The organism is Pseudoalteromonas sp. SWYJZ19 (genome assembly GCF_015864375.1).
In the GTDB taxonomy this organism is placed as follows: domain Bacteria; phylum Pseudomonadota; class Gammaproteobacteria; order Enterobacterales; family Alteromonadaceae; genus Pseudoalteromonas; species Pseudoalteromonas arctica.
This window is the reverse complement of the sequence record NZ_JADYXI010000014.1, coordinates 62654-78691: the sequence shown is the minus strand read 5'-3', so window position 1 is coordinate 78691 and position 16038 is coordinate 62654. Positions and strand designations below refer to the sequence as shown.

Annotated in this window: 7 protein-coding genes and 1 pseudogene; 7 read left to right on the top strand and 1 reads right to left on the bottom strand. The window is 41.4% G+C overall.

From position 1 onward, the window contains the following. Nucleotides 1–38 precede the first annotated feature (38 nt). Nucleotides 39–428, bottom strand: a complete 390-nt coding sequence (locus I6F45_RS14415) for a DUF2750 domain-containing protein (RefSeq protein ID WP_007585609.1) — start codon at nucleotides 426–428, stop codon at nucleotides 39–41. A gap of 503 nt (nucleotides 429–931) precedes the next feature. Between I6F45_RS14415 and I6F45_RS14410 the strand changes: the two genes are divergently transcribed. From I6F45_RS14410 to recD, 7 genes and pseudogenes are all read left to right on the top strand, one after another. Continuing rightward, a complete protein-coding gene (locus I6F45_RS14410; RefSeq protein ID WP_024594359.1) occupies nucleotides 932–1975 on the top strand; it encodes an alkene reductase in 1044 nt (347 codons plus the stop codon). Nucleotides 1976–2177: 202 nt separating this feature from the next. Further along, nucleotides 2178–4547, top strand: coding sequence for a TonB-dependent receptor domain-containing protein (locus tag I6F45_RS14405; RefSeq protein WP_197160889.1), 2370 nt, complete (start codon nucleotides 2178–2180; stop codon nucleotides 4545–4547). A 73-nt stretch (nucleotides 4548–4620) separates the two neighbouring features. Continuing rightward, a complete protein-coding gene (locus I6F45_RS14400; protein WP_197160886.1) occupies nucleotides 4621–5748 on the top strand; it encodes an alkaline phosphatase family protein in 1128 nt (375 codons plus the stop codon). After that, nucleotides 5745–6805: pseudogene (locus I6F45_RS14395) on the top strand (alkaline phosphatase D family protein). Before I6F45_RS14400 ends, I6F45_RS14395 begins: the two are co-directional and overlap by 4 nt. A gap of 160 nt (nucleotides 6806–6965) precedes the next feature. Next, a complete protein-coding gene (recC, locus tag I6F45_RS14390) occupies nucleotides 6966–10265 on the top strand; it encodes an exodeoxyribonuclease V subunit gamma (RefSeq protein ID WP_197160877.1) in 3300 nt (1099 codons plus the stop codon). Beyond that, on the top strand, nucleotides 10252–13830 hold the full coding sequence (gene recB / locus I6F45_RS14385; protein ID WP_197160875.1) for an exodeoxyribonuclease V subunit beta: 3579 nt from the start codon (nucleotides 10252–10254) through the stop codon (nucleotides 13828–13830). Before recC ends, recB begins: the two co-directional genes overlap by 14 nt. Next, nucleotides 13827–15881 (top strand): exodeoxyribonuclease V subunit alpha, encoded by a 2055-nt coding sequence (recD, locus tag I6F45_RS14380; RefSeq protein WP_197160873.1) that lies wholly within the window; start codon nucleotides 13827–13829, stop codon nucleotides 15879–15881. Before recB ends, recD begins: the two co-directional genes overlap by 4 nt. Nucleotides 15882–16038: the final 157 nt, after the last annotated feature.

Genomic DNA, 16038 nt, shown 5'->3' with positions numbered 1-16038 from the left:
TATAAATTTTAGAACTCTGAGTATTTAGGCTTTGAACCTTAATATTTTTGCTTTGGCGCTTTTAATTGTTTTTCAAATTCATCTGAAAACAATATCGTGCCATCATCTTCCTCTGTAGGGAAGGCAGCAATAAGTAAGTCATCTTCCTCAAGACCCGGTGTCCAGCGACTAAACCAGTCAGCAAGTGGGATTGCTTTAGCGCTGCAGCCAGCCCATTCGCCAGTTGCCCATGCTTCTGCAAATTCGCGAGTTGGCCAAACTGGCACACAGTCGTCATCTTCGTTGGCAAGCATAACGCAGCCATCATCATCGTTTAAAATCCATACTTGCTTGAACTGTTGTACGGTTTCGAACATATAGGCTAGGCGTTTTTTTGCTCCAAGTCCTAAAATTACTGCGTGTTCTTCACTTAAATTTGGCGTTGTCATAATTAGCTCACTCTTAATTACTATTGATATTAGGGCGTGTTGACCTTTGTGGATTGAAATTTGTTCAATCTAGGGGCGATTAAATCGCGGCGCGAGGTTTGTAACCTAGTGGGCTAAGTAAAAACCGAGCAACAAAGAGTTAATCGTCCCTAGAAAGAACCCTTTGGGCAGCGCATGTTTGGTCTTTATGCTGCGTTATCGCCTATTTATGGGGAATAACCACACTACATAGGCTCTGCCCTGCCTAAAAACCAAACATACTGCTGCAAATTCACCCACCAAAGATCAACACGCCCTAGTATATCTAAATTATATGCACACAAGTATATCGAGTTATATGACAGAGTGTTGAAAAGTTGCTATTTAATTTCAGCAATGCAGATCTAATTTGTAGATTGATCAGTATAATTTCTCACTAATTTGAGCGATCATTCAAAAATAAGCTTGAATGTTTGTAAAAAGGCCACATTGTAGTAAGCATATACTTAATGAAGGATTGAAAAATGACAACTGATCTACTTGCTCCGTTTAAATTAAATAACACGATTGAGCTTAAAAACCGCGTACTTATGGCGCCATTAACGCGTTGTATGGCTGACGATAACTTAGTGCCAACACAAGATATGGTTGAATATTATGCTCGCCGTGCCGAAACCGGTTTAATTATTAGTGAAGCAACTATTATTCGTCCAGATGGACAAGGTTACCCAAATACTCCGGGTTTATTTAGCAGTGAGCAAATTCAAGGTTGGAAAAAAGTAACTGACGCAGTGCACGCTAATGGCGGCAAAATGTTTGCACAGCTTTGGCATGTTGGCCGTGTTGCACACCCTCACTTTTTTGATGGCGATGTACTTGCTCCATCGGCAATTGGCGTTGAAGGCTCTGTACCACGTATGCGTGAGCTTACATACATCACACCAAAAGCAGCCACTACTGATGATATTAAAAGTCTAGTTGCTGATTTCGCAAAAGCTGCTGAAAACGCAATTGAAGCAGGCTTTGATGGGGTAGAGATTCACGGTGCTAACGGTTATTTAGTGGACCAATTTTTACATTACGCTGCAAATACACGCAGCGACGAATATGGTCAAACGCCTGAAAACATGTCGCGTTTTGCACTAGAAGTAACCGATGCGGTTATTGCTGCTGTAGGCAGTGATCGTACTGCACTTAGATTAACACCGGGTGCTTACTTTAATATGAGCGAAGATAGTCGCGATAAAGCGGTATTTGATTACTTATTAACAGAACTTGAAAGCAGAGAATTAGCGTACTTACACGGCGGTATTTTTGACGATAGCATGCGCTTTGACTCGCTTGAAGGCAAAAGCATCTCTGAATTTTTACGTGCAGGCTACAAAGGTACATTAGTAGGTGTGGGTAGTTATAGTTTTGAGTCAGCAAAAGAGGCTATTAACGATGCTAAGTTTGACTTAATCGCTATTGGTCGCCCACTTATTGCAAACCCAGATTACATTAGCAAAATTGCAAACGGTGAAGAGTTAGTACCATACAGCGATGAAATGCTTGCACAATTGAAATAAATTACTATTTGTAATAAGTTCTAGAAAATAATTAAGACACCCAAAGTTAAACCTTTGGGTGTCTTTTTTTGTATATATTCCCGCCATAAATCTTCCATATTTGTTTAATTTTTATGTAAATAAAGTTCATCCTCGTTGTCATATTTAAAATTCATACTGTCCGCGTTTTCATATTTCATAATTAAAATCAAACGGGACAACAATGTACGCTTTAAAAAACAAATCGCTTTTGAGCATGGCAATTGCCATGGCTGTATCAACATCTAGTTATGCTAACGACAACACCATAGAAGAAGTAACCGTGGTTGCTAAACCAACGAGCTACGCTAATAATGTTATTGAGCCTGCAATGCTTGAGCAACAAAGTTCGGTATCGAGCATATTATCGGTTATTGATAATTTACCGGGTATTAGCATAAATGAAGGTGATGCATTTGGTGGCGACGATTGGTCTACTACAATCACCATGCGTGGTTTTAGTATTGATGGAAACCAACAACAATTAGGTATGACCGTTGATGGCATTCCCAATGGTGGCTCTAATTATGGCGGTGGTGCTAAAGCTAACCGTTACCTAGATAGCGAAAACCTTGCAACGGTTGAAGTAGGTCAAGGTACGTCTGATATTAAGTCGGCTTCACTTGAAGCACTAGGCGGGACATTTAACTTTGTAAGTAAAGACCCAAGCCTTGAAAAAGGCACTACCTTTGCTTATACATCAGGCAGCCACGATGCCACGCGTTATTACTTTAAACACGAAACAGGCACTGTTTTTAATAACACACAAGCGTACGTAAGTTACTCGCAAACAGATACAAGCCGCTGGATTGGCTCAGGCAGTAATGGGGGTAAAGACAATCAACATGCTGAGGTTAAGTTTGTATCTAATTTTGACGACTTAACACTTACCGGGCGTTTATCTTACGACGATGTAAGCGAGACGAATTATAACAGCGTAAGCCTTGAGCAGTTTGAACAAACACCCGATTGGGATCAGCTAACATGGAATTGGACAGGAGTTCCGCATTTTGACCAAATGTTTGCAGAAGGTTGGGGAACGCTTCGTGAAAATACCTTAGGCTATTTAAAATTTGAATACGCGATTTCGCCAACTTCATTATTAACCGTTAGTCCTTATTATCATAAAAATTCAGGTCGCGGCGATTGGATCCCACCTTATTTAACAACGCCTGTTGATGAAAATGGCGAACCAACAACACAGGGCGGCACTAATGCAGGCTCTTATGGTTTTGCTGATAGTGAGGGCAACCCGCTTGCACCAAATGCCGATTGTACGCAAAGTTTGAGCTGGCCATGGGAGTCGGGTCCTGGTTTAAATCCTGCGTGTTACGATGCAACAGCAACGCCGGTTATGTCTTACCGCCATACGCATTACAACAAAGATCGCTTAGGTGTAACGGCAAATTACCAAGCTACATTTGGTGATCACGATATAGAAGCGGGCTTTTGGTATGAGCAAAGCGAACGTGACGAGTCGCGTGATTGGCACAAAGTAATTGACGCGCGTATTTATCATCACTTTGATAGCACGCCTTACTGGACACAATACAAAAACACCTTTGATACCGATACATTCAAATGGTACCTACAAGACTCGATTAATTTTGGTGACTTAACATTAAATATTGGTGCAAAACAGTATTTAGTTGAATTACAAAAGTACGACCACTTTGCTAACGAAAGATCAGATAAAGTAGATAGCGACTCAGACGTTTTATTTAGCGGTGGCGTATTGTATCAGCTAAATAACAGCACAGAATTATTTGCCAGTTACAGCGAGAATTTTTCAGCAATAAAAGACGGTGTACTTGAGCGAGACAGTTCAACACTTACAAACATAGAGCCAGAAACTGCCGACAACATCGACTTTGGTGTACGTTACCAAGCCGACAGATTAACTCTTACAGCAACGGCTTACAGTGTTAAGTTTGATAACCGCATTACCTTTATTGCCCCTGGTAGTGGCACAGACGGTATTGATTACACGATTGGTACAAATGGCTCGTACGTAAATGTAGGGGGTATTGACTCAAATGGGCTCGAGCTTGCAGCAAGCTATATGCTAACACCAAGCTGGAGCGTGTACTCGTCGTATACTAATAGCAGTTCTGAGTATTCATCCGATGATCCAAATGCATACGATTCACAGGGTGTAATATTAAAAGATGAAAGTGGTAATGAGGTCGCACCAAGCTTTAGAAAAGGCGACAGCATAATAGATTCATCAGAAGATTTATTTGTGGTATCTACCGATTACTTTAGCGATGGCTTTCGTGTTGGTTTATCGGCTAAATACACCGGCGAGCGTTTAGGTGCATGGCAAGACGAAGACACTCGCACGCGTAATAAAGTAGACGGCTACACCGTACTTGATTTTAATACAGGTTATTCAACTGACGTAGATGCAGGCCCGTTTAAAGCCATTGACGTATCGTTTGTTGTTTATAATGTTACTGACAAAAGCTACTTAGCAGGTGGTACCGGTAACGGCTCTACTTATTACATTGGTGCGCCTCGCACTGCGGCAGTTACATTGACCGCTGACTTTTAATTAGGTTTTAGTAATTGAATTAAAATATAGCCCATCATTGATGGGCTTTATTATATGAAAGGGCGCAAACGCGATGAAAACAATTATAAAAGTAACACTATTTAGCTTAAGTGTATTAGCGAGCAGCTTTGCAACAGCAGCGCAAAATGTAGTGCTGGTAACGCTTGACGGGGTACGCTGGCAAGAAGTATTTAATGGGGCTGATAATAGCTTAATTAATAATACTGATTTTGTTAAAAAGCCTGAGCAATTAAAGACCCAATTTTGGGCAAAAACAGCAAATGAGCGCCAGCAATTACTTATGCCTTTTTTAACGAAAGTAGTGGCTAAAAAAGGGATTATAATTGGCGATAGAGCTAACGGCTCTACTATGTCGGTAAGTAACCAGTGGTATTTTTCATACCCTGGTTATAACGAAATACTCACTGGTGAAGTTGACGAAAATATAAATAGTAATAACAAAGTGCTCAACCCAAATAAAACTATTTTAGAGCGTTTAGATAAGTTACCTGAGTTTAAAGATAACACAGCCCTATTTGGCAGTTGGGATGTATTCCCATACATTGTAAATACTAAGCGCAGTAACGTGTATGTAAATGCAGGTTTTATGTCAATTGAAGAGAATTTATTCACTGATGCGCCACTGTTAAATGCGCTACAAAATGAAATTCCCAGTCCTTGGTATAACGTACGACTAGATAGTTTTACATATCGCTTTGCTAAAGCGTATATGTTGGCTAAAAAGCCTAAGTTGTTGGTGATAAGTTTAGGCGAAACCGATGACTTTGCGCATGATGGTCATTACGATCAATACCTTAAATCGGCAAGGCAAAGTGACGCCTTTATAAAAGACTTATGGGCAACCATTCAAACTACAGCGGGTTATAAAAATAACACCACACTAATTATTACTACTGATCACGGCCGTGGCAATAATGCCAATGATTGGCAACATCACAGCTCTAAACGTGCACTTGCTGAACTAGAGTTAGGTGAAAATACCTACCCAGAAGGAATTGTCGGCTCTGAACATATTTGGCTTGCAGCCCTTGGCCCCGCAATAAAAGGACGTGGCTTAATTAAAACTAAAAATGAGCTTAAACAAGCGCAAATAGCGGCGACCGTTTTAAAGGCTCTTGGGCAGAACCCAAATGAAATAAATTCAAATATGGCGCCTGCTATTAGCGAGATTTTAAAATGAAGAATCTATTAAAACCATTAACCCTATCTGCCTTGGTGTTGAGTTTGGTTATTAGCGCGAGTGTTAATGCCGCGCCATCTAAAATCCTATTTGGTTCGTGTGGGCATCAAGATAAAACATACCCATATTTAATGCAATTAACAAAGAGCAGGGGGATTTGTTTATATTTTTGGGTGACAATATTTACGGCGATACCAACGATATGGATATACTTGCCGATAAATACCAACTTTTAGGGGCAAAGGCGGGTTTTAAAATCTTGAAAGAGCAAACGCCTATTATTGCTATGTGGGATGACCACGATTATGGCCAAAACGATGCAGGTAAAGAGTATCCGCATAAAGAGCAATCACGCCAAATTATGCTTAATTTTTGGGATGAACCTGTAAACTCAGCGCGTCGCACTCGTCCTGATGGAATTTATACCTCGTACATGTATGGTGAAAATGAGCAAACCATACAAGTAATAATGCCTGATTTACGTTGGAACCGTGATGCGCTAAACCATGTAGGTGAGCTTGAATACTACACTAAGCGTAAGTTAAATAACCAAGGCCCGTATAGTCCTAGTGAAGTGAAGGGCGCATCAATGCTAGGTGAAGCCCAGTGGCAATGGCTTGAACAAGAGCTTAAAAAGCCTGCTGCAATAAAATTGATTGCCTCAAGCTTACAGCTTTTACCCGATTTTACAGGTTGGGAGTCATGGGCAAACTTTCCTGAAGATAGAAACCGTTTATTTGCATTGATTAAAAAGCATAAGGTAAATGGGGTAGTGATCATCAGCGGCGATACGCACTGGGGTGAAATATCAAAGTATCAGCAAAACCTTGATTACCCATTAATTGAGATGACCAGCTCTGGCTTAACTGAAAAGTGGAAAGATGTAAGCCCTAACAAACACCGAGTAGGGAATTTTACTCATAACGTAAATTATGGTGATTTAAGCATAGACTGGCAGCAAATTGACCCCACTATTTCACTTAAATTAAAAGGCATTGATGGCGAAGTAATAATGCAAAGTGATTTTAGTTTATCAAGTATTAGCCCTTATAAATAAACTCACTACTACGCACAGTATATAAAATAGATGCTGTGCGTATAAAATCTGTAAGTTAGTTCTTAACTCTCTGATTTATTAAAGCCAATTACCCGTTTGCGCTACCCCTAATATTGAAAATATCTTACACTGGTTTTATCTCAAGCAAGGTCAGTGTTATATGCTAAATATTATTCAATCAAACCGGATGGAAGCCCTGCAAGCGCAGTTCCACCAGCTGTTAAAAGTAAACCCATTGCAAAGCCCGTTCGACAAAGAAGTAGTGCTAGTGCAATCGCCGGGTATGTCGCAGTGGTTAAAAATAGGTTTGAGCGAAAACTTAGGGGTTGCGGCGCAGGTAGATTTTCCGCTGCCGTCGAGCTTTATTTGGCAGTTGTATCAGCAATTACTGCCAAATGTCCCTAAAGAGTCGGCATTTAATAAGCCCAACCTTGCTTGGAAGCTGTTTGCCATTTTACCCATCTGTATTGATGAGCCGCTATATTTACCGCTAAAAACCTATTTAGAGGGCGATATTGACGGGCAAAAAACCTTTGCGTTATGCGAAAAAATAGCCGATGTGTACGACCAATATTTAATGTACCGACCGCACTGGATAGCCACATGGGATAGCGGCAAAGATGAGCTTGATGACGTAGATGTAACCATTGCTCCATGGCAGCCTGACTTATGGCGACGCATTGTAAAACTAAGCCAAGAACTTGGGCAAAGCCAATTTCATCGCGCTAATATGCAAGGGCAGTTACTTGCAGCACTTGAGACTATGGACAATAGCATACTGCCACAACGCATTAGCTTATTTGGTATATCGGCGATTGCCAGCTCCCAGCTAGACGTATTTGAAGCGCTGAGTAAAAAAACCGAGGTTATATTATTCTTTTTTAACCCGAGTGAACATTACTGGGGCGATATTATAGATGAAAAAACAGCAGCTAAAATAAGCGCTAAATACGCCAAAATGCCGCTGGTGGAAGCGCAACAAACAAAACAAACCAATCCAGATGAAGAATACTACTTTATAGGTAATCCGTTGTTATCGTCGTGGGGTAAATTAGGTCGCGACTACTTTGAACAACTTGTACAGCTAGATGCCCGTTGGATTGATGGCTTTATTGATGTGTTTGACGACACCTTACTAGGGCAAGTACAAAGCGAGATTTATCAGCTTGCGTTTAAAGGTGAATCGCTGACCGATAACAAAGAGTGGTTTATAAACGACGAAGGTAAATTACCAATCAGCGCAACCGACACCAGCATTACGCTAAGCGATTGCCATACTCCGCTCAGAGAAGTTGAGCGCTTGCACGACTACTTACTTAACTTATTTAATCAAAACCCAGCGCTTACCCCCAAAGACATAATCGTCATGATGCCCGATGTAGGCACTTACAGCCCTTACATTGAAGCCGTATTTGGCGGAGCACAAGGCAGCCGCTTTATTCCTTACGCATTGGCCGATTTAGCCATAGAGCAAGAAAAGCCCGTCCTTAGCTCATTTGCGAGTTTAGCTAACTTACCGTTTTCGCGCTTTGGTGTGTCGGATATTCTTGATTTATTACAAGTGACGCAAATAGCCGAAAAATTTGGGCTTGAAGCGCACGAATACGAGCAAATTCAATACTGGCTTGAACGTGTTGGGGTTAAATGGGGTATAAACGCAGCGCATAAAAGAAGCTTTGATTTGCCCGCTATCGATTTAAATACCTGGCAACATGGGCTTAACCGTTTACTGCTTGGTATTGCTATGCGCGACGAACAATGCCCGTTTAACGGTATTTACAGCGCTGATGAAGTAGAAGGCATGGCGCTTGATACACTCAACAAGCTCGTGCACTTTATTGATGTACTGCAAAGCTTTAAAGAGCAGCTAACGCCCGATGACACGCTCACTAATAAAGCGCATATTTTAAGCGAGCTATTAAACGCCATATACGAAAGTGAAAGCGACGACAGCTGGGATTTATTAGTACTTCAAAACGTGCTCGAAGAGTTACAAAAACACCACGAAAACGGCGATTACAGTAAAGTGGTTTCGCAGCGTATTGTTAGTTACTTAGTTAAACAAGGCATTCAAGAAAAAGGCGTAGGGCAGCGGTTTTTGGTTGGGCAAGTAAACTTTTGTACGCTTATGCCCATGCGCGCCGTACCATTTAAAGTGGTATGCATGCTGGGCTTAAACGATGCCGACTACCCGCGTAACGTACAACCCATTGGTTTTGACTTAGTGCCTTATTCTAAAAAGCAAAAAGGTGACCGATCACGTAAATTAGACGACCGCTACTTATTTTTAGAAGCGCTACTGAGTGCCCGCGACAACTTATACATGAGTTACATTGGTCGCTCGTGTTTTGATAACCAACCGCGCATGCCATCAACGCTTGTAAGTGAGCTTTTAGAGTATATTGGCCGTAGTTTTGTATTAAACGAAAAGAGTGAAAAAACGCTGCCCGCATGTCTAATCAATCAGCAGCATTTACAGCCCTTTAATAGCCATTATTATTTAGCCGATGAGCAAGCTAATACTGTGCTGAGTAACCACAGTTACAACCCAATTTGGCTGCCAAGTGAGTCAATTAAACCAGAGCCAGTTATTGCACTTGATGTGACTGTGCCAGAGCAGCTAGATCTTGATGTGTTTATTAGAAGTGTGTGCAGCGCACAAGAGAGCTTTTATCAACAAACATTAGGTTTACGCCTGCCACAATTTAACGAAGTAGCAAAAGACGAAGAGCCATTTAGTTTAGATGCGCTGCGCCGTTATTTTTACCTTGATGAAATACTTAAAGCCAATATAAACGAGCAACCACTAAGTACCGAACAAATACTGCAGCGAGGTGAGTTACCTCAAGCCAATGTCGGCAGCCTCATATTTGAGAGTATGGAGCACCGAGTTGACGCGCTTGCAGGGCAAGTAAAAGAGCACATTAAAGGCGGGAAAAGTGAGCCAATAGAAGTTTTGCTTACAATTGAAGGCACTAAAATAGAGGGATGGCTCAATCATGTTTATTTGCAAAAACAAGTGTTTTATCGCAGCGCGAGTATTAAAGCGAAAGATTTAATTAAAGGCTTTATTTATCACCTTGCAGCGCAAAGTATGGAGCATCACGTAGAAACATTGTTACTTGGGCTTGATAAGCAAATTACCTTTGCGCCCATAAGCAAAGCCGATGCCGATGCACTATTAGCCGATTGGTTTGAGTTATACAAAGCGCTGCGCGCAGAGCCTGTGCCGTTTTTTCCGGTAAGTGGTTATGAGTACGTTAAAAGCGGCGGCGATATAACAAAAGCAATGAGCAAATTTAGCCCGCAATACATAGGGCGAGGCGAGGGCGAAAATCCGTATATTCGCTTAACGGTGCAATCGCTAAACGACTGCCAAGAAGAATTTATAAAATGGAGTGATAAATTGCTCACGCCTTTATTTGAACATGCAAAGGAGAGTGACCATGCAAGCACTTAATCCTCTTACTATGCCGCTCATTGGTCAAAGTTTAATAGAAGCCAGTGCGGGTACCGGCAAAACTTATACAATTACGGGGCTGTATTTACGTTACTTACTAGGCATGCAAATAGAAGGTGAGTTAAATACGCCGCTCAGTGTTGAGCAAATTTTGGTAGTAACCTTTACCGACGCTGCCACCCAAGAAATTAAAGACCGCGTACGCAGCCGAATTATTGCTGCACGCGACGCACTGCTTGGGCAAGACCCAAATGACGAACTCATTGAAGGCGTAATTGCCAAAATTGACGATAAACACCGCGCCTTTGATTTACTCGATGCGGCTGCTAAATCAATGGACGAAGCCGCTATTTTTACCATTCATGGCTTTTGTCAGCGGATGCTAAAACAACATGCGTTTGAGTCGGGTGTGGCGTTTAATCTCGAATTTATTTTAGATGAGCGCGACATACTGCTCGAAACTATTAAAGATTTTTGGCGTGCGTTTGTATACCCACTTAATAAAGAACGCACCGATGCTATTTTAGATGTATTTGCCGCACCAGAGTCTTTATTCGCTCAAGTGGCGAGCATTTTAAACAAAGCTAATGCGCACATTACACCACAAATAAATTTAGATGATGTATGGAAAGCGCGTGACGAATACGTAACCCGTGTGCCTGCATTTAAAAAAGCGGTGTTAGAGCAAGAGTTTATCGGTGCTATTAAAAGCTCGGGTTTAAGCGGGTCTAAAACGCCAGCACGAAAAGGCAGCCTTAGTGCGCTTGAGGCATTTTGTTTAGGCGGCGATTTGTTTTTTGAATTTGGCACTAACAAGTATTCGTTTGAAGTATGGAGTACAGAAAACCTAAGCGATGCAGGCAATTATAAAAAAAATCAGCCATTATTTGTGCATCCATTACTGAGTCAGTTTGACGAGCTTGCCGCACTTAATAACACCATAAACCAAGGGCTCAAAATAGCGGTTGTACAACATGCAGCACGCTGGGTAAAAGCCGCAATAGTTAAGCGTAAACAAGAGCAAAGCGTTATCACCCCAGATGACTTATTGACTAATTTACACAGTGCGCTTAATAACGAGCAAGGCGACGTACTAGCGCAAAAAATTGCGCAGTTGTTTCCGGTTGCCATGATTGATGAATTCCAAGATACCGATCCGATTCAGTACGGTATTTTTAGTAAAATTTATGGGCAACAAAATACCACGCTTGCCATGATAGGCGACCCTAAACAGGCTATTTATGGCTTTAGGGGCGCAGATATTTTTACGTACATTGGCGCAAAAGAGGCAGTGCAGACTGATCAGCAATTTACGCTGGGGACTAACTTTCGCTCAAGCACCGATATAGTCAATAGCGTTAATAGTTTATTTGGCAAACACGCTAACAGCTTTATTTATAACGACGCCATACCCTTTAACGCAGTAGCTGCTAAAGGCAAAAAAGCGGATGACTCTTTTTTAATTGATGGCAAACCCGCTACCGCATTCGAATTTAATGTATTTGTAGATGAAGCCGCCGATGAAAAGAACAAACCAACTAACAAAGGTGTAGGGCAAGCGCATTTAGCCACTCACTTTGCTAATAAAATAGTAACTTTGCTTGAAAAAGCTAAACAGGGGGACGCGTGCATTGGCAGTAACCCTGTAAGCGCTGCCGATATTTGTATATTAGTGCGCGACCGTGTTGAAGCGCAAATAATGAAAAAAGCGCTTAGCGAAGCCAAAATTTCCAGCGTGTACTTATCGCGCGAGAGCGTTTTTAGCCAAGAGCTTAGCCATCACCTACTTAACTTTTTAACGGCGCTGCATGGTCAATATGACGAGTCACTGCTGCGCGGTGTTTTAGCTGGTCCATTATTTTGTTTAAGTTATAACGAAATACACGCACTCGCCGATGATGAAAATAAATGGCAAGACTACTTAAACTTTTTTGCACAACTTAGCCACATTTGGAACAAGCAAGGCGCTATGGCAATGCTTGAGCGCTTAATGAGCCATAACCAGCTTAGCGCTAAATGGCAAGGATTGGGATATAACGTTGAGCGTTGGCTGACGGACTTTAGGCATTTGGGCGAAATACTTCAGCAAAAACAAATAGAGCTTGAAGGCACGCTGCGTTTACTGCGATGGTTTGCACAAAAGGTAAGCCAACAAGATGGCGAAACAGTACAAGTGCGCCTAGAAAGTGACGCCAACTTAGTAAAAATTGTCACTATGCATGCCTCAAAGGGGCTTGAATACCCACTGGTATTTATGCCGTTTGCTAGTGGCTATCGCGAAACAAAAGAAGCGCTTTATCACAATAACGGCAAGCTAGTTTACGATTTAAGTAAAGACGAAGATGCACTGCAAAAAGCAGAGCAAGAGCGCTTAGCTGAAGATTTACGCCTGCTGTATGTAGCACTTACTCGCGCTGTGCATTTTTGTGCGCTTGGTGTTTATAACATTGGGCAAGGGCAAAGTAGCCGCTTAGCAATGCAAAGTAGTGCACTAGGGCATGTTTTATTTGCAGGGCTTGAGCTTGCCAGTAGCCAAACATGGCGCACGCATTTAAGTGAGTTTTGCGACGCTAATAGCGCGATGAGCTATCAGCAATTTACCTCGCAAACGTTATTAGAGCAAGGCACGCTTTGTTTTAGTAATAGTGAAATTGCGCAGCAAACATTAAGTGTCAATAGAGTAACGGCAAATATTGAGCGTAACTGGCGAGCAACCAGCTTTAGTGCGTTAAGCTTTAAAAAGCATAGCGACCAATTAGCCCCAGGGCGAAGTGATGAAGATCACGAAAAAGACGAGTTTGCAGTGCAAGAGGATGAACTGCCATCACCTTATAGTTTTCCTAAAGGGCCAAAGCCGGGTAGCTGTTTACACGAAATATTTGAACAAATAGATTTTATTAGCCCAATAGTTCACCCAACTAATTCCGAGCAAAACTTATCTGAGGTAGTTAAGCGCAGCCTTGAAAAATACCACATAGGTGAGCAATGGCGAGAAGTGGCTGAAAAATGGGTGCTTGATGTTCTTGCGTGCCCCCTAGATAAAAGCTCTCTAGAAAACAGCCTTCTTTCATTGGGTGTGCTTACACCCAATGATTGCCTAGTCGAAATGGAATTTAATTTACCACTTGAGAGCTTAAGTGCACCTAAGCTAAACGAAATGCTGGTGAAACATTTTGGCTTTACGCAAAGTAAGCTTGAATTTTCACAAGTAAAAGGCTTGTTAAAAGGCTTCGTCGATTTAATATTTTGCTACCAAGGTAAATATTATATTTTAGATTATAAGTCTAATTATTTAGGCAGTACGCCAGCTGATTACGAAGGCGATATGCTTGAGCAAGCGATGAGCAGTCATCAGTATCATTTACAGTATTTAATCTACACGGTAGCGCTGCATCGTTTATTAAAACAACGTATAGCTGATTACTCGATAGAAACCCATTTAGGCGGCGTGTATTACACGTTTTTACGTGGAATGCCGACAGGGCAAGGCGTGTACTTTAAAAAGCTAACTGAAGAACAAGTGATTATTTTAGATGGCTTATTTAGCCAAGGAGCTATGCTATGAGCGATTTAAATGAGCAACCTGGCTTGTTTGACGATATAGACGAGACACTTAATAATGAAGCCGCAGAGCCTCTTACTTCAAAAAATGTAGCACAAGATGCCCCATTAGAGGATATTGTGTTAAATAATACGATTACCGAAGTCCCGTTACTTGAGTATTTATTAGCGCAAAACCGACTGCGTGTAGTTGATGTGAAGCTCGCTGAATTACTGTGTGCTAATGACATTGAGAAAACTCACAATGAACTGTTTTATATTATTTTATTGCTGTGCTTATCGCAGCAAAGCCAGCATAGCTGCCTAACCTTAAGTGAAGTTGATTGGAGTAATCCTTTTAATTTGCGCAAAAGCGACTTTAATAAACTCGATGGCAATGTACCCAGTACGCTAAGCCCGTTTAGTGATGACTTTAACGTACATACGGCGCTTAATTATTTACAAAGCCATGAAAGCGTGGGCGAAAATAAACCACTGCAGCTGTTTAACGAGCGACTTTATTTTGCGCGCCTTGCCGGTTATGAGCAAACACTCGCGGATAGACTATTAAGCATGAGCGAGCGAAAGCTCAATATTAATAATGAAGTATTGGCTGAACTTTTAAATACCTATTTTCCTGCTGATTCAACAATTGAAACTGATTGGCAAAAAGTGGCGTGTGCGATTGCGGCCACCAAAGGCTTTAGTGTGATCACGGGTGGCCCAGGTACAGGTAAAACTACCACAGTGACTAAGTTGCTGGCTATTTTGCAGTCGCTTTATAAAACCGCGCCCCTTAGTATTAAGCTGGTGGCCCCTACAGGTAAAGCCGCTGCACGTTTAAGTGAGTCTATTTTGGGCGCTAAAAATAAGCTCACAACGATTCCTGATGATATAAAAGCGCTGATCCCGCAAAGCGCTCAAACGATTCATCGCTTATTGGGCGTAAAACCGTTTACTAATAAATTTAGACATAACAAAAGTAATCCGCTGCATTTAGATGTACTAATTATTGATGAAGCCAGTATGGTCGATTTATCGCTGATGGCTAAATTAATAGAAGCACTTCCTGCGCACGCGCGATTAATACTCCTAGGTGATAAAGATCAGCTTGCCTCGGTAGATACCGGCAGCGTAATGAGCGATTTATGCCAAGGTTTAACACTTGGGCAAACGCCAAGCTACTCGCAAGCACGTTGTGATGAGCTAAATAGTTTATGTTTTAATAATAAACCTAAACTCGTATCGCAAAGCGTGAGTGAATTTAAACTTGCAGATTGCATTGCCTTTTTACAGCACAGTTATCGATTTGACGCACAAAGCGGTATTGGTCAACTAGCACTTGCGGTAAACACCAATAACACCGGTATTTTAAATTACGTAGAGCAAGAAAGTAGTGAAGGGCGTTTTAACGATGTAATTTTAGATTACGACTTTGTAGCAAAACCGATTGAAAAGCTCGTTAAAAGTGCAGCAAGTCATTATGCAAAATACCTTAACTTAATAGCCCAAGGTGCAGATGTTGCAAAGGTGCATACTGCTTTTGCTAGTTATCAGCTTTTAGCTGCAGTGCGAGAGGGCGATTACGGCGTTAATAGCTTAAATCAACGAATAGAGCGCGTGTTGCAACAGCAAGGTTTAATTACCGTAAGTCCTAATACTCACCACTACACGGGTATGCCTATTATGGTGAGCCAAAACGATTATCAACTTAAGTTATTTAACGGTGATATTGGTATTTTAATGCCCGATGAAAGTAATCAGCTCAAAGCCATATTTATTGACGAGCAAGGTAATCAACGAGCATTTTCGCCAGCACGACTCCCTGCACACGATAAAGTATATGTAATGACTATTCATAAATCACAAGGCTCAGAGTTTAGCTACACAGCCATGGTACTGCCACCGCTAAAACAAGCGCGCATGGGTATTAACAGGCAATTAGTGTATACGGGAATAACCCGCGCTAAAAATAAGTTTGAGCTGGTGGCTGACAAAAAAGTGCTGCAATTAGCAATGAATAAAAGCGTATCGAGAGCGTCTGGATTGTATGAAAGATTAAAGTTTGAGAATTAAAGGTTCTGCTGGGACATAGAAGTTATTTTATTGATGTATCCACATATTTGCAGATACCAGTGTTTATGTATTGGCTATTTTAAAACTTTCTGAATCTAGTAATTAAAGCTCTTATTATTTATCGCGTTATAAATAATATCTTCTATAATAAAATTAA

Bases quoted from the DNA above. Each gene is read 5' to 3' on its own strand.
- I6F45_RS14415 (WP_007585609.1), bottom strand. From the start codon at position 428: ATGACAACGCCAAATTTAAGTGAAGAACACGCAGTAATTTTAGGACTT.
- I6F45_RS14410 (WP_024594359.1), top strand. From the start codon at position 932: ATGACAACTGATCTACTTGCTCCGTTTAAATTAAATAACACGATTGAG.
- I6F45_RS14405 (WP_197160889.1), top strand. From the start codon at position 2,178: ATGTACGCTTTAAAAAACAAATCGCTTTTGAGCATGGCAATTGCCATG.
- I6F45_RS14400 (WP_197160886.1), top strand. From the start codon at position 4,621: ATGAAAACAATTATAAAAGTAACACTATTTAGCTTAAGTGTATTAGCG.
- recC (WP_197160877.1), top strand. From the start codon at position 6,966: ATGCTAAATATTATTCAATCAAACCGGATGGAAGCCCTGCAAGCGCAG.
- recB (WP_197160875.1), top strand. From the start codon at position 10,252: ATGCAAGCACTTAATCCTCTTACTATGCCGCTCATTGGTCAAAGTTTA.
- recD (WP_197160873.1), top strand. From the start codon at position 13,827: ATGAGCGATTTAAATGAGCAACCTGGCTTGTTTGACGATATAGACGAG.